The 22,427-nt window shown below is 64.6% G+C and carries 19 protein-coding genes; 12 read left to right on the top strand and 7 right to left on the bottom strand.

Annotated features, from left to right (window positions below; genetic code table 11):
* The 6 genes from AAGD32_02935 to zwf all read left to right on the top strand — a co-directional run.
* On the top strand, positions 1 to 233 hold a 233-nt coding region (locus tag AAGD32_02935; GenBank protein MEM8873193.1), incomplete at its 5' end, for a hypothetical protein.
* Positions 234 to 251: 18 nt separating this feature from the next.
* Positions 252 to 686, top strand: coding sequence for a hypothetical protein (locus AAGD32_02930; GenBank protein MEM8873192.1), 435 nt, complete (start codon positions 252 to 254; stop codon positions 684 to 686).
* Between the two features lie 95 nt (positions 687 to 781).
* A complete protein-coding gene (locus tag AAGD32_02925; GenBank protein MEM8873191.1) occupies positions 782 to 2,026 on the top strand; it encodes a Gfo/Idh/MocA family oxidoreductase in 1,245 nt (414 codons plus the stop codon).
* 173 nt (positions 2,027 to 2,199) lie between these two features.
* Entirely contained in the window at positions 2,200 to 3,189 is a 990-nt protein-coding gene (locus tag AAGD32_02920; GenBank protein MEM8873190.1) for a Gfo/Idh/MocA family oxidoreductase, read from the top strand.
* On the top strand, positions 3,186 to 3,992 hold the full coding sequence (locus AAGD32_02915; GenBank protein ID MEM8873189.1) for a TIM barrel protein: 807 nt from the start codon (positions 3,186 to 3,188) through the stop codon (positions 3,990 to 3,992). Before AAGD32_02920 ends, AAGD32_02915 begins: the two co-directional genes overlap by 4 nt.
* A 70-nt stretch (positions 3,993 to 4,062) precedes the next feature.
* Positions 4,063 to 5,625 (top strand): glucose-6-phosphate dehydrogenase, encoded by a 1,563-nt coding sequence (gene zwf, locus AAGD32_02910; GenBank protein ID MEM8873188.1) that lies wholly within the window; start codon positions 4,063 to 4,065, stop codon positions 5,623 to 5,625.
* Positions 5,626 to 5,631: 6 nt separating this feature from the next.
* Here the strand turns inward: zwf and asnB are convergent, their stop codons facing one another.
* Genes asnB through AAGD32_02890 form a run of 4 tightly spaced genes read right to left on the bottom strand, consistent with a single transcriptional unit; the run spans position 5,632 to position 13,430 of the window.
* Positions 5,632 to 7,407, bottom strand: coding sequence for an asparagine synthase (glutamine-hydrolyzing) (asnB, locus tag AAGD32_02905; protein ID MEM8873187.1), 1,776 nt, complete (start codon positions 7,405 to 7,407; stop codon positions 5,632 to 5,634).
* A gap of 19 nt (positions 7,408 to 7,426) precedes the next feature.
* Positions 7,427 to 8,416, bottom strand: a complete 990-nt coding sequence (locus AAGD32_02900; GenBank protein MEM8873186.1) for a hypothetical protein — start codon at positions 8,414 to 8,416, stop codon at positions 7,427 to 7,429.
* A gap of 53 nt (positions 8,417 to 8,469) precedes the next feature.
* Positions 8,470 to 12,162 (bottom strand): AsmA-like C-terminal region-containing protein, encoded by a 3,693-nt coding sequence (locus tag AAGD32_02895; protein MEM8873185.1) that lies wholly within the window; start codon positions 12,160 to 12,162, stop codon positions 8,470 to 8,472.
* Complete coding sequence (locus tag AAGD32_02890) at positions 12,159 to 13,430, bottom strand: hypothetical protein (protein MEM8873184.1); 1,272 nt, start codon at positions 13,428 to 13,430, stop codon at positions 12,159 to 12,161. The genes AAGD32_02895 and AAGD32_02890 overlap by 4 nt, the downstream gene beginning before the upstream one ends.
* Positions 13,431 to 13,456: 26 nt before the next feature.
* Here AAGD32_02890 and AAGD32_02885 point away from each other — a divergent pair, with 26 nt between their 5' ends.
* From AAGD32_02885 to AAGD32_02875, 3 genes are all read left to right on the top strand, one after another.
* A complete protein-coding gene (locus AAGD32_02885; GenBank protein MEM8873183.1) occupies positions 13,457 to 14,179 on the top strand; it encodes a nitrilase-related carbon-nitrogen hydrolase in 723 nt (240 codons plus the stop codon).
* 103 nt (positions 14,180 to 14,282) lie between these two features.
* Positions 14,283 to 15,176 carry an aldo/keto reductase gene (locus tag AAGD32_02880; protein ID MEM8873182.1) on the top strand — a complete coding sequence of 298 codons (894 nt, stop codon included), beginning with the start codon at positions 14,283 to 14,285 and terminating at the stop codon, positions 15,174 to 15,176.
* A gap of 108 nt (positions 15,177 to 15,284) precedes the next feature.
* Entirely contained in the window at positions 15,285 to 17,009 is a 1,725-nt protein-coding gene (locus AAGD32_02875) for a dipeptide ABC transporter ATP-binding protein (protein ID MEM8873181.1), read from the top strand.
* A 102-nt stretch (positions 17,010 to 17,111) separates the two neighbouring features.
* On the opposite strand, the gene AAGD32_02870 is transcribed toward AAGD32_02875, so the two are convergent.
* Both AAGD32_02870 and AAGD32_02865 read right to left on the bottom strand, forming a co-directional pair.
* On the bottom strand, positions 17,112 to 17,444 hold the full coding sequence (locus tag AAGD32_02870) for a hypothetical protein (protein MEM8873180.1): 333 nt from the start codon (positions 17,442 to 17,444) through the stop codon (positions 17,112 to 17,114).
* Between the two features lie 295 nt (positions 17,445 to 17,739).
* A complete protein-coding gene (locus tag AAGD32_02865; GenBank protein MEM8873179.1) occupies positions 17,740 to 17,943 on the bottom strand; it encodes a PspC domain-containing protein in 204 nt (67 codons plus the stop codon).
* A 176-nt stretch (positions 17,944 to 18,119) separates the two neighbouring features.
* On the opposite strand from AAGD32_02865, the gene lipB reads away from it, so the two are divergent.
* The 3 genes from lipB (at position 18,120) to rplT (ending at position 19,584) form a co-directional block, all read left to right on the top strand.
* Entirely contained in the window at positions 18,120 to 18,773 is a 654-nt protein-coding gene (gene lipB / locus AAGD32_02860; GenBank protein MEM8873178.1) for a lipoyl(octanoyl) transferase LipB, read from the top strand.
* A 79-nt stretch (positions 18,774 to 18,852) separates the two neighbouring features.
* Positions 18,853 to 19,119 carry a 50S ribosomal protein L35 gene (rpmI, locus tag AAGD32_02855; protein ID MEM8873177.1) on the top strand — a complete coding sequence of 89 codons (267 nt, stop codon included), beginning with the start codon at positions 18,853 to 18,855 and terminating at the stop codon, positions 19,117 to 19,119.
* Between the two features lie 108 nt (positions 19,120 to 19,227).
* Positions 19,228 to 19,584, top strand: coding sequence for a 50S ribosomal protein L20 (gene rplT, locus AAGD32_02850; GenBank protein MEM8873176.1), 357 nt, complete (start codon positions 19,228 to 19,230; stop codon positions 19,582 to 19,584).
* 98 nt (positions 19,585 to 19,682) lie between these two features.
* On the opposite strand, the gene AAGD32_02845 is transcribed toward rplT, so the two are convergent.
* Entirely contained in the window at positions 19,683 to 22,409 is a 2,727-nt protein-coding gene (locus AAGD32_02845) for a phosphoenolpyruvate carboxylase (GenBank protein MEM8873175.1), read from the bottom strand.
* Positions 22,410 to 22,427 lie beyond the last annotated feature (18 nt).

Raw genomic sequence — 22,427 nt, 5'->3', positions numbered from 1 at the left:
GTAACCCAGAAAAGCTGTACTCACGGGCGGCAAACGCCTTATTCATCCGGTTTAAAATCCCGGTAGCTCAACTGATACAAACCTCCGAGTTCGAGGAGGGTTTTGTTTGGGTGGTATGCGTTGGGGCCATGCAGCGAAGCCCCTTCGCGTTTGGCGCGATTGACGGCGGGGTCGGGTTGCTTAAAGTTTTGGGTTACCTGTTCCGGTGGAACCGGACGCCGCGCTTGTTTTGATCGGGTTTGGACTTACTCATGGATGGTCTTGAAACACTCTCGGGGGACTATCTCAATCTAATTCGTCGTCGGCCGCTGCGGCCGATTCGGGATGATCACGACTACGAGGAAGCGGTCGCGATGGTTCGGGAGTACCGCCGCAGCCCACGCCAACTCGGGGGTAAGGATGATGAGGAGAACGCGTACTTCGCCGTCCTCGAGACGCTGCTTTCGAGCTACGAAAAAGGTCATTTTCCCAAGCCCGAAACGCACCTGCGCGACAAGCTCTGGGACCTGTTGACCACGCGAAACATCACGTTCCAGATGCTGGCCGCGATCGCGGGCATGGCCCCCAGCGAGCTGGCTAGGGCCGCGACCGATAATGACGTCCTCTCGCCGATGGCCGACTACAAGCTTTGCCAGTGCTTCAACCTTCCCCACGGCCACTTCCGCTACGACATCCGCGAGGATTGAGTGATCTGGGCGGACGATCAGGGCCATGAGAATGATGGCGGTTTCTTCGGTCGTGCGCGGTGCTATTCGTAAGCGCTTGCGTTATGTTCGTCCGCATGCCTGCGGATGCTCCTCCAACGCGGATCGGTGTCGTCGGTTGTGGCGTCGTGGCGACGGCGTACTACCTGCCGGTCGTCATGGACCACCCTCACGCGACGCTTGCGGCGGTGTGTGATCTGGATCAGGCGCGGGTCGATGCGTGCGTTCGGCTCTTTGGCGCGGAGAAGGGGTACACCGACTACACGGCGATGCTCGACGACGCCGAGCTGGACGCGGTGCTGATCCTCACCGCGCCGGGGACGCACCTGGCGTTTTCCCTCGCGGCGATCGAGCGGGGGATTCATCTGCTGATCCAGAAGCCGATGGCGTTGGACCTTGCCGGGGCGGACGCGATCACCAAAGCCGTGCGCGAAGCCGAGCTGGTGTGCGTCGTCGAGCCGAGCGACCACACGCTGCTCGACCCGCAGTACCGGCAGGTGCGCGAGATCATCGACCGTGGCGTGCTGGGGCGACCGTACTGGTTCCAATACATCGACACCGCCGGCACCGAGTACCACGCGATGCTCGGCGGCAACCCTTACGGCAACGCCGCGTTCTACGCCGCCGACTCCGGCGGGATGCTCTTCGACTTCCCGTACGCGCCGTGTCGCATCGTGACTTGCCTCGGCTCGTGCAAGAGCGTCACCGGCAACGCGAAGCTCAGCATCCCCGAGCGCAAGATCGTCCCCGACGACGGCTACACCGACTTCCTCGCCCAATGCACCGATCCCAGCGACTGCAACTACTGGGAAGTCGTGCTCGGCATGGAGAAGTCGCAGACCATCACCGCCGGCGCGCCCGACAACGTGTTCTCCAACTACGAGCTCGACAGCGGCTGGATCGGCACCTTCCACATCGGTCGGCCGTTCCACCCGTTGCCCAAGGACGGCACCGGCGGCGGCAATCTCCGCATCTTCGGCGAGGCGGGCAATCTCATCTTCGGGGCCGGGGCCAACTTCGCGAGCTTCATCACCGAGCGGAAAGACCTGCTGCCCGAGGCCGGCGACGATGGCTGGTACCACCTGACCGTACTCGGCGACTTCGAGAAAGCACAATGGCCCAAACCTGTGCCCGGCGCGTTCGACTACTACGCCGAGTCGACCCGTCACCTGATCGACTGCATCCGAAACGGCAAGGACCCGATCGTCAACGTCGAGTTCGGCCGACACATCACCGAGATGATGTGGGGCGCGCTCGAAAGCTCACGCACCGGCCGGCGGTATGACATGACCACGACAACGACAGGGGTGCGCGATGCGTGAGAGCACCACGCGAGATCCGACCATGCCCAAACGAGGCCCGACCGTAAGGGAGGGTGGCCGCGCAGCGGCATCTCGGAGCGAGACCGTTCGGTTTGGCAGTGAGAAGCGGACTGCGTCCGCCACCCTCCCTTACGGTCGGGCCTCGTTTGGGAATACTTGTGCTGGAGGCGACGATGCCTAAGCCGCTACGTATCGGGCTCGTCGGGTTTGGCTTCGGCTACTTCCACGCGCGCTCCATTGCCAATCGCACCGACGCGACGCTTGTCGCCGTTGCTGATCGCAACAACGACAGCCTCCCGGTCGCGGCCGAGGCGATGGGGTTCACCGTGTTCCGCGACGCGGTCGAGATGATCCGCTCCGGCACGGTCGACGCGCTGGTCGTTGCGACGAGTCCGTCGTTCCGGAAGCCGATCGTTGAGGCGGCGGTCGACGTGGGTTTGCCGATGTTCGTCGAGAAGCCCTGGGCGGGCGATCCGGAATCGGCACGCGCGTTGGCGGCGATCTGTGACCGCTCGACAGTGCCGGTCATGGTCGGCTTCAGCTTTCGTTTTCATCCGGCCATCGCCAAGCTGCGCGCGCTGGACCTCGGCGGGCCGCGCATGCTTTGCGGGCAGTACGTGTTCGACTGGCTGCCGGACGCGGACAACTGGATGTGGAGCACCGGCGGGGGCTTTCTCAACGAGAACTCGTGTCACCTGTTCGACGCGGTGTGTGCGCTGATGGGTCGGCCGACGCGGGTGTTCGCCGAGGGCGGGATGTTCGAGGGTCGGCCCGCACCAGACTCGGCGGCGATCACGCTGCGGTTCGAGAATGACGCGATCGCCGCTCTGACCGTCGGCGGCATCGCACGCGGCGGTGTCGACTTCCCCCGCATCGACCTCCACGCGGAGAAAGGCAGCGCGACGCTGCTCGGACAGAATCACATCTGGCGTGAGCTCCGCTACGACCTCGGCGACGGCGAGCACCGCCACGTTGCCGATCCCGAACAGCTCGGCGACACGCGCTACTCCCATGCGCTGTCCCACTTCTTCGACTGCGTCCGCGAGAACAAACAGCCTGACGCGACGGTCGCCGATGGCGTCCTCGCGGTCGACATCGCCCACGCCGTGACCGAGTCCGCACGCACCGGGCAACCGGTCGACATCCCGAAAGGTACCTCATGAGATTCGGCATCGAAGCCGGCGAGCACACGATGACGCTCGCCAACGAACTGTCCTTCAACGGCGTTCCGATCAACGGCCACGACCTCGTCGGCGATGGCGATCCGGTGACGCCGCTGCGTGATGCCGGGCTCGATGTGTGTCAGATCGGGATGTTCGATTTCAACCCGATGCCCGACGGTGCGGACGACGGCCGGTTGCGTGAAGTGATCGCAGCGGCGGCGGGGACCGGCTGCCGGCACATCGTCGTCGGCCCCGGCAACTACAACGCCGAAGGGGCCGGCTTCGCTGCGTACGACCCACGCAATCGTACCGACGACGCGCTCGATCGCATGGCAGGCGCACTGCGGCCGCTGTGCGAACTTGTCGAAAAACACGACGCGCTGCTCTGCATCGAAGCGTACCTCAAGGGCGTGGTTTACTCGGCCGATTCGTTCAGCCGCTTGGCTGAGAAGGTCGCTTCGCCGGCGCTGCGTTGCAACGTGGACCCGAGCAGTCTGTACGACTTCGCCGATGTCATCGACCCCGCCGCGAAGGTGGCCGAGACTTGCGACGGTCTCGCCGGTCGGTACGGCGTGGTTCACCTCAAGGAAGTCGGTCTCGATGACGGCTTTCATCTACACATGGGCCTCAAGCCCATCGGTGCCGGCACGACCGACTGGAAGCAGATGCTCTCGCTCGTCAACCGGCACGCCGCCGCTGACGACTGGCTTATCGTCGAGCACGTCGGCGGTCTCGAGGAAGGCCGGCGATCGTACGCGCTGATCACCGAAGCGGCCGAGCAGGTCGGCCTCGCGCTGGCATGATCGATCCTGCCCAGCGGTGTAGCCCGAAAGCCACATGGTCAGGCCTGCCGGTTTCTTCTACGCTGCGCTCATGCCTTCGGTCCCTCCTTGTGCCATCGTCATCTACGGTGCCTCCGGCGATCTCGCCAAGCTCAAGCTCATCCCCGCGCTCTACGAACTGCTCCGCGAGGGCTTGCTTCCCGACAGCTTCGCGTTGGTCGGCTACTCGCGGACGAAGATGAGTCACGACGAGTTCCGCGACCGCTGCCGCGAGGCTGTCACGACCAACGCCCGCTCGGCGAAGTCCGATGCCGTCGACGAGAAGCTCCTCGAAAAGCTCTGTGCCAACGCTTACTACCACCCAGGCGGCTATGACGACCTCGATCGCTTCGACGCGCTCAAGGCCTTCCTCGAAGAACTCGACGAAAAGCACGGCACGCAGGGCAACCGCCTGTTCTACCTTTCGACGCCACCGAGTGCGTTCGCGCCGGTCGTGAGCACCCTCGGCGAGCGTGGCCTGATCGTTCGCGGCGACAACCATGAATCCTGGCAGCGCGTCATCATCGAGAAGCCCTTTGGCACCGATCTCGCCACCGCGCTCGAACTCAATGAACAACTCCTCGGCGTTCTCGACGAAACGCAGATTTTCCGGATCGACCACTACCTCGGCAAGGAGACCGTGCAGAACCTGATGGTCGCCCGATTTGCCAACAGCATCTTCGAGCCGTTGTGGACGTACCGGTATGTCGATCATGTCCAGATCACCGTTGCCGAGAGCGTGAACGCCGACGACCGCGCGGGGTACTACGACCGCAGCGGTGCGCTGCGTGATATGGTGCAGAACCACATCTTCCAGTTGCTCGCGCTCACCGCGATGGAGCCGCCGGCAAACCTTGATGCCAAGAGCATCCGCGACGAGAAGGTGAAGGTCTTCCGCAGCATCCGCCCGATCGCGCCACGCGAGGTCGACGAGCATGCCGTCCGCGGCCAGTACGGTCCGGGCGAGGCCGGCGGTAAGCAGACCGCCGGCTATAAGAATGCCGACGGCGTCGACCCGAGCAGCCAGACCGAAACGTTCGCGGCGCTGAAGGTCTACATCGACAACTGGCGTTGGAACGGCACGCCGTTCTACATCCGCACCGGCAAGGCGCTCAAACAGAAGCTCAGTGAGATCGTCGTCCGCTTCCGCCAGCCGCCGCAGACGCTCTTCGGCAAGACGTGCGAAACGCCAGTGTTTGCCAACGATTTGATCATCCGCGTCGCGCCCGAGGAAGGCATGACGTTGCTGATCAACGGCAAAGTCCCGGGCGGACAGATGCAGATCAAGGAAGTCGCCCTGGACTTCAACTACAGCGAGACGTTCAACAAGCAACCGCCCGAAGCGTATGAGCGGCTCATCCACGACGCGATCGTCGGCGATCAGACGCTGTTCATTCGCGGCGACGAAGCCGAAGCCGCCTGGCGGGTGATCGACCCGATCCTCGAGGGTTGGAAGAAGCATGCCAAGCCGCCGCAGGAATACGAGCCCGGCGGCTGGGGCCCCAAGGCCAGCGACGATCTTCTCTCCGCCGATGATCGCACTTGGATGCATGACGGCCACGACAAAGACGCCGTGATCGCTTGCGCGACGCACGTGCCGGACGAGTTGATGTGAGCGTGTTCAGCGGGCGTGTTCGTCCCACCACACTTCCGCGAATAGCAGTGCGTAGAGGCGTTGGCTGTGATCGAGCTTGCGGGTTTCGTGCTCTTCGATGAATCGTTGTACGACGGGCATGTGCAGGTGCGTGCCGCAGAAGCCATTGGGGCGGAGGACATGATCGTGGAGCATGGCACGCAGGTCGACGCGAAACCAGTCGCCGATCGGCAGGGCAAACCCCATCTTGCGGCGGGTGAAGACTTCCTTCGGCAAGTCGGCACCGAACGCCTCGCGCAGATCACGCTTGCCGAGCCGCGGCGAGTTCGAGGCCGCCCAGGCAAGCAAGCGTTTGTCCATGAACGGACTCCGCACTTCGAGGCCATGCAGCATCGAAGCGCGATCGACTTTCGTGAGCAGGTCGTCGGGGAGGTAGGTTGTGCGGTCGAACTTCATCACCGCATTCGCGGGTGGATTCGTCTCGAGCAAATCGCTCAGCAGCGTGTAGCTGCGTTGCTCCGCAACGCGGTTCGCATTCGGTAGCAGAACTTGAATCGTCGGCTCATCGAACAGAGCAACGAACGACAGGTAACGTGTGACGGCGTCGAGCTGCAGTCCCGCTGCGAAGCGTTTGAGCTTGCTCGTTTTCGACTTCGGGTGCGAGCCAGGCAATAGGTTGGCCAGCGGTGCGAGGCCGCGTAGCCATTGCAGTCTGTATGAAGCGGCGAAGGCGCGGTAGCGCTCGTAACCACCGAAGAGTTCGTCACCCCCGTCGCCGCCGAGGGCGACCTTGACGTGCTGGCGGACGAAGCGTGAGAGGTAATGCGTCGGCAGGGCGGACGAGTCGGCGAAGGGCTCACCGAAGACGCGGACGAGTTTGGGCAGGTCGTCCGCGATGGTGGGCGTGATCGTCGCGTCGTGGTGATCGGTGCCAAGGTGCTGGGCAACGCGTCGGGCCGGGCCGCGCTCGTCATAGCGTGGATCGTCGAAGCCGATGCAGAACGTGCTGACCGGCCCGTGCTTCCGAGCGCACGCAGCGACAATGGACGAATCGACCCCGCCCGAGAGCAACACACCGAGGGGGACGTCGGAGAGCAGGCGCTTCCCGACAGCAGTTTCGACCGCCTCGCGGACGGTCCCGGTCGGCTGATGGTCGAGCTCGTAGCGTTGGTGGCGTAGCCGTGGGGACTGTTCCCCGCCCACGGTTAGCGTGTGCCCGGGCAACAGCTTGTGGATGCCCGCGAATGTTGTGCGATCGAACGGCACGTACCCGAACCGCAGGTAGTCCGCGAGTATGTCCGTCGCCATCGGCTCGTCGGTTCGAACCGCCCGCAGTTCACTGCCGAAGCGCACCGTTGGGCCGCCGGTGTAGTACAACGGCTTTTGCCCCACCGGGTCCCGTGCCAGCACCAGCGTTTGTCCGTTCCACCACGCGAACGCGAACATGCCGTCGAGCTTGCTCACGGCGTCGATGCCCCAGGTGCGTAGCGCGCGGATCAGCGTCTCGGTGTCGCTCTGCGTGCGCCATTCGCCGGGCAGCTCTTTGCGCAGTTCGCGGTGGTTGTAGATCTCGCCGTTGTAGGCGAGGACGTGGAGTCCGTCCGGGCCTTCCTCGACGAACGGCTGATCGCTGCGGGGGTCGGGGTCGAGGATGGCGAGGCGGCGATGGGCGAGGCCGCAATGTTGGTCGTGCCAGATGCCCTCGCCATCGGGCCCGCGATGAGCCAGAGCGCTGCCCATACGACGCAACACCGCCGGGTCTGGCGGTGTTGCGAAGGAGAGAATGCCGGCAAAGCCACACACCGTGGCCGGAGTCTACGAACTACCAGTTGAACTGGAACCGAACCCCGAAGCTGTAGATGCCGGTCGGGTAACAGCCGAGCCGGTCGTAGACGGGGTAATACGGCCGCGAGTACGTCTTTCCGAAGAAGCCGAAATCACGCCGCACCGGATGGATCACGCGGCGCGGCGACCGATGGATCGACCGGTCGAAATAGTCGTAACTGAACCGGAAATCCCTGTCGAAGCGGTTGCCGAAGGAACCGAAATGGAAGCGTGACGCGGTCGTCCGGTAGTGACGCCCGAAGCCGTAGTACGGCCCGCCGAAGTACGAACCGTAATAGCTGCGGAAGGGCGACGCATATCGGCGTCCGAAGTAGCCGTAGTTCCCGCGGAAGTGGCGGTTGTAATAGCCGTAGTCGTTGTAGCTCAGGCTGAACGTGAATCGTGAGTTGGACCGGCGGAAGTCGCTATACCGGAAGCTGCCGCGGAAGCGATCGAACCGCCTGTCGCCGAAGCGACTGTTGAACCGGCGATTGTCGAATCGGCGGAAATCATCGAACCGCCTGTTGTCGAAACGATTGTTGAAGCCGCGATAGTTCCGCGATGAGTTCCGGAACCGGGAGCTGTCGGACCGACGGACGTTGGGCCGGAAATCCCGGTCGCGGCGGTCGAACTCCCGGCTCTGCCGCGCACGACGATCGAAGTCGGTGCGATCGTTGCGGAAACGGTCACGCTGACGGACGGAAGACGACCGCTGTCGTTGCTGGACTTGTGCCCGTTGTTGCCGCACCGTCGACTGAGCCCTTGCTCGGCTCTGTGACCGCTGTTGTTCGATGCGTTGGGTTCGCTGCGTCGGCCGGGCTTGGGGGCGGTTTTGGCGCTGTGACGGACGCTCATAGCGCTGCCGTTCGGTGCGGGCCGACGATCGTTCGCGGGGCCGATCCTGGGCGTAGGAAATTCCAGAGAACGACAGGGCCAGCACTGCGGTGATCGCCGCAGTGGCCCAACGAAATCGCGGTTTCTGCTTCATAAATGGCCTCAATGGGCTAGACACGCTTGGCCGGTCCGGGTTGGGGAAATCGGTTACCGGCCGCGTAGGACTTCGTCGACGGTTGTCTGGAACGTGTTGAGCGGCACCGCGCGGACCTCGGGCTTCTCGAGCTTGCCGTTGATGCGGATGGTGAGCAGCTCGTCCCTGGCCCCGCCGATCAAGCCGCCGAGCACGGGCATGCGGTCCAGGCCGCGGTTGGCGGTGGTGATGATCAGCGCGACGTCGCGTGTGTCGAAGTCGATGCTGCCGTTGCCGCGCAGCGCGACATCGCCGCCGCTGAGTTCGAACGATTCGAGGACGAGTTGATCGCCGCTCAGGGCGTAGGCGGCGGTCGCGTCGGTGAAAGCGTTGTCGTCGGGGAAGGCGAGGTTGATGACCTGCACGAGGCCGATCATGAGCGGGAGCTTGACCAATCGGCCGCCGCGGTTGCCGACGATTGCCAGGTCTCCCCGTCCGCGTCGGCTGCGCGGATCGCCGAGCACGCCCTCGGCGGTGAGACTCGCGGTGAGTTGGGCGGTGATCGGTTCGTCGCCCGCGCCGAGTTCGACCCCGCCGGCCAGTGTCGCGACGTCCGCCTGGTGAAGCGTCAGATCGAGCAGGTAGTTCTGCGGGCCGTCCTCTGGAACTCGCAGGGTGCCGTTGCCGGCGAGTTGTCCGCCGCACCATTGGCCGCGCAGGTTGGTCATGTTCAGGACGTCGCTGTCTTCGGGCAGGTCGACGTCGACCGAGAGGTCGCCGGCCGGCCGGCCGCTGACGGTGAGCGATGTGGCCGTCGCGGTGGCGTCGAGGAGCTTGAGCTTACCGCCGGCCACCGACGCACGAGTCACCACGAACTCGCCGTCCGCGTTCTCAACCAGCACGCCGATGTCGAACCCGAGGTCATCGCCACCGACGCTGCCCGAAAAAGTGATGTCCGGCTCGTCCTCTTCCTCGCCCGGCACGATCCGCAGGTCCGGCAGGTCGACGTCCAGCCGGCCGGCGAGCGACAGTTCCGTCGCCAGTTCGGCCAGCGCTTCGGGCAGGGCGACGATCAGTTCCTCCTCGACCGGGACGTCGGTCGCCCTCAAGGCGAGCTCCCACTGCGTGCGATTGGTGCCGTCGGATTCGTGGATCGTCACGCCGCGTCCGGACAAACCTAGCGCGACACCGTTGGGCTTACTCGCGGTGACGTTCTCGAACTCGACCAGGTCGGGCATGACGATCACCCGGCCGCGGACGTTTTCGAGTTGGTACGGGATCGCCTCGGGCTTGACCCGTAAGCCGAGAGGATCGAGCGTGAGCTTGAAGTCGGCGTCTTCGCCGTCGAGCGGCCCGCTGTAGTCGAGCACGGCATCGGTCGTGCCCATCAAGTCCAGCCACTCCCAGGCGAGTCGCGCCGTCTCCGGCAAGTCCGCCCGCAGTTCGTCGGTCAACTCCAGACCGACCGCCGTCACATCGACGTCCAACATCGCCGACCGCTGTGGCGGAAACTTCACCGACCCTTCGGCACGGAGAATTTGGTTTTGCCCGCGGAAGTCGATCGTGTCGGGCCGAAGTCGCAGGCTCGCCATGTCGAGCCGTGTGGCGAACTCGCCGCCGAGTGGGTTGAGTGAGCCGTCGCGGACGATGGCGGTCAGGTCAAAGGTGGGCCGGTGATCGGCGTCGGTGCCGATGGTGCCGTCGAGGTCGAACCGGCCCCCGGGGTTCAGCTTGCGCAGGGCATCGGCCTGTTCATCGGTCAAAGCCTCCTCGATGGCCTCGTCGAGTGGCAGGTTGCGCGCGGTCAGGCTCAGTGTCGGCCGAACCGGCCGGCTGCCGTCGGGCAACGCGTCGAAGCGGATCACGCCGTCGATGGTGGCGGTGCCGCCTTCGTGCTCGGTGGTGATTTCCTGAAGAATGGCCCGATTGCGTTCGACGCGGAGAAAGCCGTTGAGCTTCTTGAGTGGGTAGGGGAACTGTTGGAACCGCCCGACGCCGTCGCGGATGTTGAGCGTCGTGACAATGTTCCAACGACCTTCACGTCCCGGCGTCCGCAGCAGCGTGCAGTTGAAGTCGCCGGTGACTTGCGGGATTTCGTCGTCGTCGGGCACGTCGAACGCGCGGAACGTTTGTTGTACCGGGCCGGGCAGTGCGGACCGGAGCAGTTCGGTCGTCGTGACGTTTTCGCCGGTGATGGTGAAGTCGACACCGGCATAGCGCCGCAGCGGCCGGATCTGCCCGTTGACCGAAACGCGCGCGGTTTCGTTGGGCGATCCGACGGGCCCGAAGCCGACCAGTTCGGTCACGCTCAGCACGTCGTCGTCGGTGTGAACGTCGGTACCGAAGGAGATGGTGCCGGTCGCGTTGCGGATGGGGTAGGGCAGGCGGTGGAACGCGAAATTGCCGTCGATGATGGTGATGTCGCCGCCGATGCGGACACGACCGCCGCGCTGTTTGCGTTGGAGCGTGAGTTCAAGTTCGGCCACGCCCGACGGTCGGAACCGGTGGTAGGCTTCGCGAACCTGCCGGGGCATGCCGGAGATGTAAGCCGGCTCTGGGGGCAATCGGAACGTCCGTGGGGTCGAGACGGTAAACAAAGCCGGGCTGTCGAGCCCATACCCGTCGGCCCGGCCGTGGATCTCCACCGGCGAACCTTCGAGTTTTCCGATGAGCGGGTCGATCGTGACCGACGAGTCGGTAAAGCGGAATGTTCCAGTCACGCTTTCAAGCATCACCGGCGGCGGCAGAAACGCGGACACCGCCGGGTCTCCCGCACCGCCCGGAAGCTGCCCGGCCAAATGCGCAAGCCAAATCCGGGCATCGATGTCGCGTTGGCTGTTCCACGCCTCCATCGGCACCTTGATCGTGCCGTCGACCAATTCCACCACGACCTCGAAGCCGGCATTCTGCTGGCGGGGTGTCTTGAACCGGTAGCGGACGGTCGGCACGTCGATCCGGCCGGCCACTTCCAGCCGTTCCCACCACTGTCGAACACGCTCCGGCAGCACCGCTTGAACATCGGAGCCGAGCGTGAAGTTGGCGACTTGGGCGGCCATCTCGCCGTTGTCCAGGTCGATGGTGCCGGATGCCGCAGGGCCGCGCTCTTCGTTGCCCCGGGTGCGGATGTTAAAGGCGTAGATCCCGCTCTCTTCGGGGGTGAGTTGGCCCTCGACGCTTACGGTGCCGATGACTTCGTCGTTGCCATCGGCATCACGCCGGGCCACTTCGACGACACCGCCACGCAGGAGGAAGGCGGGCAACTGATCAGGTGCACGAGTGGGTTCGGTCGGTCCATCGTCGGCTCCTCCGGCGAGCAGCGGGGCGAAGTTCCACTGTCCGGTGGTTTCGGATTCCGAGAGCCGAAGGGCCGGCTCGACGGCAACGATCTGTTTCGCCGCCACACGACCGCCGATGAGCGCCGCCCAGTCCAGCGACAGCCGGACCGATCGCGCCCGCAAGACCGGTGTGTCATCGCCGGGCACGCGCATCTGCACGTCCTGGAGTTGCAATCCGGTGAACAGCCCGAGGTCGGCCTTGCCGATCTGCACGTCACTCTGCGTGGTGTTGGCCAGCAGATCTTGTGCAAAGCGTCGGACCCGCTCGGCGTCGGTCACGAACAGGTAGCCGCCGATGAGCAACAGCAACGCCAACGCCGCGATCCATCGGACGATCCGCCGTCGCAACGGTTTTCGCGGCCGCGCCGCCAATGAACGCCGCCATGCGGTGTTCAGGATGGTCGACGAGGATGGGCGGTCCGTGATACTCATGCAGTGTTGCTATCCGCCGAGACTTCGATCGACTCGGGAGTTGGCGCGGATTGGCCACGGGCTTGGATCAGGGCGTGCAGTCCCGCGGCCGCGATGATCCCCAGAAACGGCTCGGCCGGCAACCGATAACGCAGCGAACCCACCGTCACCGCATGCACCAACGTCACATACACCGCCGGTAAAAGCAGAAACACGATCGTCGACCACGCCAATCGGCCCCGAACCACGCCCACGATCGTCAGTAAAAACAGCGGAATTGCCCACGCTGCTGCGATGATTACATAAAGCATTCGCCCACCGAAGTCGGCGCTGAGCGGGATCGGGCTCCACGTTCTGGCCGCCTTCACCACGGTCAGTTCGGCGACGCGCCAGGGGTGTTCGGCGACGAAGAGTTTCGCCCGGCCGGCCAGATACTGGTGGCGCTCGACCTCCGTCATCCGGCGCAACTGCGGCATCATCTGCAATACCGTCTGATCACTGGCCCCAGTCGCGTCTGGGTTGAGTCCGTCGTAGAGGGTGACGCCGGAGTTGGTCGTGGTCGGGATCGGCTCGCCGACGACGTGCCAGTTGCGCAGCGTCCAAGGCGTGAGGACCAGCGCCATGAGCAGGGCGACCGTCGCCACCGGCGGGATCGGGAACCGACTGCCGGCGTTGAACGGATGTCGGTTGTGCAACACCACCGCGAACCCGGCGATCATCAACGGCAGCCCGATCCCCGCCGGCCGGACCAGGATTGAGAGCGCGAGGATCAACGCACCGATCCACCATCCACCCGACCGCCGCCAAACACAGCAACACAACGCGGCGCCCCACAGCAGCAGCGCGATGAACAGCGTCTCGGTGAGGATCAACGCACTGAAGAAAATCAGAAACGGATTCAACGCCGTGAACCACCCCGCGACGATCGACCATTTCGCCGGCAGGAAACGCCACGCGAGCAATACCACCGCCAACACCGACGACGTGTCGATGAATGCCTGGACGATCCGCACCACGGTGAGGTTCGTCCCGCATGCCGCGATCAGTAGCGGATACCCCGGCATCCGGTACGCCCGAACCACCTGCCCGAACCGCTCATCCGAAAACGCCAACCCTTCTCCGGCCAACAGCGACTCGGCGATGGCGACGTACTCCTGTTGGTCCGGTAACGCCGAGAGATCGTCCGACCGCGTCAGACCCCACCCGACCCGCAGCACCAACGCGACCAGCAGCAACACCGCCAGCGCGGCTTTCGGCAACCGATCGTCATGCACATTCGGCCGGAACATCGACGCCGACAGTCTATGGTGAACCGATGCGAATCGCGCTGGTGCAACCCGACACGATCTGGCACGACAAGCCGGCCAACTACGCGAATCTGCGCCGACTCACCACCGACGTGCCGGCCGGGTCGGTGATCGTGATGCCCGAGATGTGCGAGGTCGGCTTCACGATGCGCAAGTCGGTGAGCACCGAGGGCGACTCGGCGACGTTCGTTCGGGAGTTGGCCGCCGAGCGGAACTGCACCGTCATTGCCGGCGTCGTGGCCGACGGGCGGAACCAGTGCGTCATCGCCAACGCCGATGGCGAGATCGTGCGGTATGCCAAGCGCAAGCCGTTCGTGTTGGTTGACGAAGCCAAGCACTACCCGGCCGGCACCGAGGCGGTCGTCGCCGAGATCGACGGCGTGAAATTCGCCCCGTCGATCTGCTACGACCTCCGCCATCCGCAGGTGTACCGGGAACCCGCGCTGCTCGGTGCGCAGGTGCTGATCAACGTCGCCAACTGGCCGGCGACCCGCGTGCATCACTGGCTCACCCTGCTCACCGCAAGGGCGATCGAGAACCAGGCCTGGGTCATCGGTTGCAACCGCTGCGGCAAGGACCCCTACGTCGAGTACCCAGGCCGAAGCATCATCGTGAACCCGCTCGGCGAAATCGTCGCCGACGCAGGCGCGGATGAAACGGTGGTGCTGCACGACATCGACATCACCGAAGTCGATCAGGCGCGGAACGACTTGCCGTTCCTGCATCCCTAAAAGCCCACGGGTTCACCCGTGGGTCTGCCACCGGTCACGCATGCCGACCCACGGCTGAAGCCGTGGGCTTTCATGCGCGGCGCTTTCTGCGACCATCGCACCCATGCAAACGCGCACCCTCGGCTCCACCGGGCTCGACGTCACCGTCGTCGGCGTCGGCACCTGGCAACTCGGCGGCGAGTGGGGTCGGGACTACACGCAGGCCGACGCCGACCCGATCTTCGACGCCGCCCGGGACGCCAGGATCAACCTCATCGACACCGCCGAGTGCTACGGCGACCACGAGTCCGAACGCCTCATCGGCAATGCCATCGCCGATGACCGCGACCACTGGATCCTCGCGACCAAGTTCGGCCACAAGTTCCACGGCAACATGGACCGCACCGAGCCCCGCGAGCCGAAAGACGTCCGCCAGCAACTGGAGGAATCGCTCCAAGCCCTCCGCACCGACCACGTCGAGCTGCTGCAGTACCACTCGTGGGGCGACGAAGAGTTTTTCAGGGACGACGTCCTCGCCGAGCTGCACAAGCTCAAGGACGAGGGCAAGTACCTCCACCTCGGCAACAGCGTCGGCTCCAACACCAACGCCAAGCAAGTCGCCGCCAGCCGGGACCGCGGCATCGAGTTCATCCAGATCATCTATAACCGCTTGGACCGCGGACCCGAACAAGAAGTCTTCGACATCTGCCAGAACCAAAACCTCGGCGTCCTCGCCCGAGTCCCCCTCGCCAGCGGCTACCTCACCGGCAAGTACGCCCCCGGCGACGAGGACAAGTTCACCGCCACCGACCACCGCAGCCGCAAGGACAAGTCCGACGTCCGCGCCAAGCTCGAAGAAGCCCAGCGCATCACACGCGACGAAGTCCCGGACGGAGTCGACATGGCCAGCTGGGCGCTAGCGTGGTGCCTGAAGAACGACGCCGTGACGACGGTCATCCCCGGCTGCAAGGACGCGGAGCAAGTGAGAAGCAACGCCGCCGCGGCGATCAAGGCCTAACCGCGTTGCGGAGCAACGCAGCTACAGGTTCAAGACTGCATGTCGCGCAGCTGCGTTGCTCCGCAACGCGGTTCGTGCGGACGTGAAACTGCCGCTACCATCACGGCGATGTCCGTTGCACCGACCCCTGTCGAGCCGATCACGCGCACCGTGGATGCGCCGCTGTTGTCGATCAAGAACCTGGAGGTTCACTTCGGGTCGGCCGACAAGCCGTTGCGGGCGGTGGACGGGATTTCCTATGACATCGCGCGGGGTGAGACGTTTTGCGTGGTGGGGGAGTCGGGGTCGGGCAAGTCGATCACAGCACTCTCGGCGATGCGATTGGTACCAAGCCCGCCCGGGCGGATTGCCGGCGGGTTGATCACGCTCGACGGGTCGGGCGACCTGACCCAGTTGCCCGAGCGGCAGATGCGAAAAATCCGCGGCTCCAAGATCGCCATGATTTTCCAAGAGCCGATGACGAGCTTGAATCCCGTCTACACCATCGGCGACCAGATCGGCGAAGCGCTCAAGCTGCACCTCGACATGAACCGGCGGGAGGCGCGCGACCGAACCCTGGAGCTGCTCGAGCAGGTGCAGATTCGCAACCCGAAGGACACGATCGACGAGTACCCGCACCGCTTCTCCGGCGGCATGCGGCAGCGCGTGATGATCGCGATGGCGATCGCGTGTGAGCCGGACCTGCTGATCGCCGACGAGCCGACCACGGCGCTGGACGTGACGATCCAAGCGGAGATCTTGCGCCTGATCGCCGAGCTGCAGGAACGTAACGGGATGTCGGTCATGTTCATCACGCACGACTTCGACGTCGTGGCTGAGATCGCCGACCACGTCGCGGTGATGCGTTACGGCAAGATCGTCGAGCAGGGCACCAAGCAGGAGGTACTGCGGAACCCGACGCACCCCTACACGCAGGAACTGATCGCCGCCTTGCCGCGCAACCTTAAGCGACTGCGTGAGGAAGAGGTCGCGGCGAAGAAGGCCGAGGGCAAGCCGGTTGTCGATCCGCATCCGTCCCATGACGAAACAGCACCGGGGGCGGCCACCGATGCAGTGTTGCAGGTCCGCGATCTGCGCGTCTGGTTCCCAGTGAAGAAGGGCCTGCTGCAGCGGACGGTCGATCATGTGAAGGCCGTCGACGACGTGAGTTTTGACTTGCCCAAGAGCCAGATCCTCGCGGTGGTCGGCGAGTCGGGCAGCGGCAAGACGACGCTGGGCCGGGCGATCTTGCAGCTGGTGCCGCCGACGGCGGGGAGCGTGATCTTCGAGGGCGACGAGTTGGTGGGTCGGTCGGCGGGTTCTCTGCGCCCGTATCGGCGAAACGCTCAGATCATTTTCCAGGACCCGTACTCGGCGCTGAACCCGCGCATGACGATCGGCGGGATGCTCACCGAGATCATGCGCGTCCACAAGATCGGCGACTCCAAGGCCGACCGGCAGGACCGGGCCGAGGCGGTGATGAAGCGCGTCGAACTCGAACCCGAGATGCTCCGCCGTTACCCTCACGAGTTTTCCGGCGGCCAGCGCCAACGCATCGGCATCGCCCGGGCACTCATCCTTCAGCCCCGCTTCATCGTCTGTGACGAAGTCACCAGCGCCTTGGACGTGAGCGTTCAGGCGAAGCTGCTGCAACTGCTGCTGGACCTGCGTGACGAGTTCGGGCTGACGTACCTGTTCATCACGCACAACCTCGGCGTGGTGGAGTTCCTCGCCGACGAAACGCTGGTGATGTACAAGGGCAAGATCGCCGAGCGCGGCCCGACCGAGCAGGTCGTCAACGACCCGCAGGACGACTATACGAAGAAGCTGCTCGCGGCGGTGCCGCGGATGTGAGCGGCGTACGCCGATGGCTGAAACAGAACACGACCCCGCGTGGTAGCGGGGTCGTGTGCTTTGGCAGGGTTGTGGCCCGCCGGGCGAAGAAGTCTGGCAGCGTTACCGCCGAGCCTTTTTGGTCGTCTTCTTCGCGGCCTTTTTGCGAGTCGCTTTTTTGGCCGTCTTTTTCACGGCTTTTTTGGTCGACTTCTTGGCCGTTTTCTTCGCGGCCTTTTTGGCCACTTTCTTGGTCGACTTCTTGGCGGTCTTCTTCGCCGCTTTTTTCGTCGACTTCTTCGCAGCCTTCTTGGCTACCTTTTTCGTCGACTTCTTGGCGGCCTTTTTGGGGGCTGCTTTTTTGGTCGACTTCTTGGCCACCTTCTTACGGGTGGCCTTCTTCACGGATTTCTTGGCCGTCTTTTTAGCGGCCTTCTTGGCGGTCTTCTTCGCCATGGTGGGTGCCTCACAGTTGGAGCCGGACGGCGTATCGCCGGAGCGATCGGGCCGTCCCTGGAGTCCCGTGGACGATGCTGGTTGGTGAAGTGAACAACTCCTTTGCACGAACATCGCAACGCCCGGAAACGGTTGCCGCCAAAGCACCGATGCTCACACATCTTGCACCTCGGCGGCCACACACACCAACGCAGTGTGTGTATACCGGCCATCGGCATATCAGGAATCGCCGCGTAAGTCGAGTCCGAATGATTTTTCGGTCACGATTTTTTCCGCGCCGCGTTGCCGTTTTCGCTCAGTAGCCGCGCGGCATTACGAGCCAAAGCAGCAGGTAAACGAGCAGGCCCGGGAACGCCACGCTCACGATCGAGACGATGACGTAGAGAACGCGCACGAGCGTCGGATCCCAACCAAGAAACAGCGCGATACCGCCGCAGACGCCACCGATCATGCGGTGGGATTCCGAGCGTGCCAGACGTTGGGTGGGGTCGAGTTGCATGGGCATATCTTCGTCACCAAGCATGCGCGCGTCGATGGGAAAGTTGCGGCGAGTTTGGAACGGGGCGGAGTCGGTAGTGGGTAGAACTTAGTTGGTAGACCCGCGGGTCCGGACGCCGGTCTACCAACTAAGTTCTACCCACTACCGACTTCCCCCGCTTCTGTTACGCTTGCCCCATGCGGATCATCGATCTCGACACCATGCCTTACCAAGCGGCGTGGGATGAACAGCTTCGGTATCACGCCGAGGTGCTCGAGAACGGGGAGCCGGTGCTGATCACCGTGGAGCATCCGCCGACGATCACGTTCGGTCGGCGGGCTGACGACGCCGAGGGCAACCTCAAAGTCGATCGTGATCTGCTGAAGCGTAAGAACGTCGCGCTCGTCGAGTCCGACCGTGGCGGAGACATCACCTACCACGGGCCCGGCCAACTCATCTGCTATCCGATCGTCCGCATCGCCGATCACGGCCTGACCGTCGGCAGCTACATGCGCCTGCTGCAAGACGCCACGATCCAGGCTCTGGCCAAGTTCCACCTGCCGGCGCGGACCGATCCGGACGCGGTGGGGGTGTGGGTCGACCCGCCGCACGTCCGCGGCGTCGAGTCGGCCAAGATCGCGGCCATGGGCGTGCGGGTCCGCAAGGGGGTCACCCTTCACGGGCTCGCGCTCAACATCGAGACCAGGCTCAGCGACTTCGAGATGATCGTGCCTTGCGGACTGGAACGGCCGGTGACGAGCGTGCAGGCGGTCCTGGGCAGCCACGCCCCGAGCTACATCGCGGTCAAGGCGATGATGGTTCGGTGCCTCAAGTCGGCACTGGCCCGCTGATCGGGCCTGTCGACCACCGGGCCTGTCGACCGGGCAAGCGGGCGCGCCTAACCTCTCCGCCCGACCGAAAGAGCCCGCCATGCGAACCACCCACAAGCCCAACAAGAGCTACAAGAAGCGCGTGAAAGTCACCGCCACCGGCAAGGTTGTCTACCAGCAGGCCAACCGTCGGCACTTGCTCAGCGGTCGCACCGGCGACCAACTCCGCCGCTATGCCCGTCCCGGCGTTCTCGACGAAACCCAGGCCAAGCCCATCCGGGCCCTCATTGGCAAAGCCGGTAAGAATCCCACGAAGGTCGCCTACCTTAAGGAACAAGCCCGCCGCAAGGCCGAGGCCGAGAAGTAAGCCACGACGCTGCTTCTCCAAATCCAAAGCGTGCCCGGCGTTGGGCGCGCAGCTAAGCCGGCCTGTGAGCCGTGCCCCTGGCTTCCATTGATCCCGAAGGACACCCCCATGCCACGCATCACCGGTGGGGCCAAGCAGGCCCAGAAACGTAAGAAGCTCCTCAAGCGCGCCTGCGGCACCGTCGGCCAGCCCGGCCACAACTACCGCTCGGCTATCACCGCCGTCAAACGCGCCGACAAGTTCGCCTGGATCCACCGCCGCCAGAAGAAGCGCAACTTCCGCCAGCTTTGGGTGATCCGCCTCAACGCCGCCTGTCGCGAGCGCGGCGTCCGCTACAGCCAGTTCATCCACGCCCTCACCAAGAGCGGCATCGAGCTCAACCGCAAGATGCTCAGCGAGCTCGCCATCGAAGACCCCAAAGCCTTCGACGCGGTGTTCGATCAGGTCAAAAGCCACATCGCGTAAGCGAAGCCTTAAGTCTGAACACGAACGGGTGAAGTGGGACAACGGTCCGACTTCACCCTTTCCTTTGGAGCCGCGTTGCGTGACAACGCGGCTCACATTTACCCCGTTGTCCGCAACCCTGACGCGATCGCGTTGACGTTTAGCAGTAGTTGCGGCAGCAGATCGCTGTCTTCGTCGCTGCGCCACTCGCGTAGCAGGGCGATTTGTTGGCGGTGCAGGGCGTGCAGGCGTTCGTCGCGCATCTGCAGCGTCTTCCACATGCGGGGCCGACGTTGGTCGAGTTCCTTGCCATAGATCGCGTCGAGCATTCGCCGGGTCCGGTGGTACTCGTCGAGCACACGTCCGAGGAAGGTCTCGCGCAACGCTTCGTCGTCGACGAGTTGGGCGTAGAGCGACATGAGTTCCTCGTTGGCGCTGGCGATGTTGGTCTCGACGTTGGTCAGCACGTACCGCAGGAATGGCCAGCGATCCGCGGCCGCGTCGATTTCGTTGAACACCGATGCGTCGGACTGCTGAAGCTTTTCCAGCGCGGTGCCGAGCCCATACCAGCCCGGCAGGTAGAACCGCGCCTGGTTCCAGCTGAACACCCACGGAATCGCCCGCAGGTCTTCAAGTTGCCGCTCGGCTTTCTGGCGTCGGCGCGACGGGCGGGAGCCTATATTGCTCTGTTCGAGCACGTCAATCGGCGTTGCTTGTCCGAAGAACCGCAGAAACCCGTCGGTCGCGAGCAGGTCCTGATACGCCTCCCGGCTGGTCTGGGCGAGTTGCTTGACGACCTGCTGCAGCGGCCGGGGACGGTGGCCCTTGGCATTGTGCAGCAGCGTCACGCCGCTGACTCCGGCGACGAGCAGTTCGAGGTTGTGCACCGCCGTCTCGTGGTTGGCGTACTTCTGGGCGACGGTTTCGCCTTGTTCGGTGAGCCGCACGTCCCCGCCGAGGCTCGCAAACGGCAACGCTTCGAGGAACCGGTGGGTCGGCCCGGCGCCGCGGCTGATCGTGCCGCCGCGACCGTGGAAGTAGCGCAATCGAACGCCCGCCTCCTCGGCGAACGCGCTGAGCTTCTCTTGCGCCGCGTGCAGGGTCCACTGGCTCGACAGGATGCCGCTGTCCTTGTTGGAGTCGGAGTAGCCGAGCATGACCTGCTGCACGCCGCCGCGCCGATCGATCGAATGCCGGGTGACCGGGTGGGCAAGGAAATCCCGCAGGATGTCCGGGCCACGGCGTAGGTCGTCGACCGTTTCCAGCAACGGCACCACCGGCAGCGGACAAGTGAGCTGGCCGTCGTTGAACTTCGCAAGCCCCGCCTCTCGGGCGAAGATGTACACCACCAGCAGGTCGCTGACGCGCTGGGTCATCGAGACGATCAACGCGCCGAGCCCGTCGGTGCCGCGGCGGTCGATCTGCTCGACGAGGATGCGGTAGGTCGCCAGCACGTCGTCCGCTTCGGTGCCGAGGTTGCGGCCCCAGCGGGAGAAGGGCCGGGGGCTTTGCAACTCGGCGTTGAGCAACGCGAGCCGGCGATCTTCCGGCCAGTCGGCCCACGAATCGGCATCGTCGACGCCCGCGCTTCGGAGCAGTTGGCTCATCGCGCGATCGTGGAAGCCCGAGTTCTGCCGGATGTCGAGCGCGGCCAGGTGCAGGCCGAAGCAGTCGAGCGTGCGGATCAGCGGGTCGAGGTCGAGCGTGACGAGTCGGCCGGCCCCAACGGCCAACAGGCTCGCTCGCAGCACCATCAGATCGGCCCGGATCTCGTCGGCACTGACGTAGCCGTGCCCATCGTCGGCGTCGAGGTCGCCGGTGCGTGGCAGGTGGGTACGCATTAGTTGCACGAGTTGTCGCCACGGCTCGTCGCCGAAGCGCCGATGAAGGCGGTGCCAACGTCGCGGGTGATGGTGGGCGAGTTCGTCGATCCGTTTGAGCAGGGCGGGCAGCGGTTCCTGGAAGCTGCCGCTGAGCGTGAGCGTCTCGGCCAACGCGGAGAGTTGGCGGTCGAGCACCTTCACCGCGCCGCGGCGGAGTTCGTCCAGTGTGTCGCGGGTGACCTGCGGCGTCACGCCAGGATGACCGTCACGATCGCCGCCGGCCCACAGTCCGAACCGCACCTGCGGCAATGCGGCCGGCTCGGCGATCGCCGCCGGATCAAATCCCACCGCCGCCCACGCCGATCGCAGTCGCCGGTCGACGCCGGCTAGTGCGTCGGGGAACACCTCACGCAGGTAGTAGATCAGGTTGTCCCGCTCGGCGTCGACGGTCGGCTTGTCCAGCAGGATCTCGCCGGTCCGCCAGAGCCGCTCCAGCGACGCCATCATCCGAAGGTCGTTGCGGTCGCGGTCGGCGGGGGTGACGTCGTCCTCGCGATCGCTCATCAGCCGGTACATCGCCCGGTGTTGTTCGAGGACGGTGGAGCGTTTCGCCTCGGTCGGGTGGGCGGTGAGCACCGGCTCGATCCGCATCTTCGGCAACGCCGCGGCGACGTCGGCCTCGCTCACCCCGGCGTCCTTGAGCTTCCGCAAGTGCTGACCCCACGACCCCGGTAGCGCCGCCGGCCCGCCCTCGGATTCACGCCGCTCCCGGAACCGCGCCGCGGCGTTTTCCTCGACCATGTTCAACAACTGAAACGCGATCGAGTCCACCTGCCCGAGCCGCTGCGCATCATCGTCGTTGTCCGGCACATGCTCGGTGTCGCCCGCCTCCCGCACATGCTCGGCCAACTCACCCTCGCCAAGATCATCCAGCGTGCGATGAAAAAGGTTCGTCAGCCGAGCCAGGTCGGCATCAATCTTGTCAAACGAACGAGCAGTGGGCGTGGGGACATCAGCAGACACGGCGGCAGTGTACGGGGC

This window comes from Planctomycetota bacterium (assembly GCA_039182125.1).
Lineage (GTDB): Bacteria > Planctomycetota > Phycisphaerae > Tepidisphaerales > Tepidisphaeraceae > JBCDCH01.
This window is presented reverse-complemented; position numbering and strand designations above follow the sequence as displayed.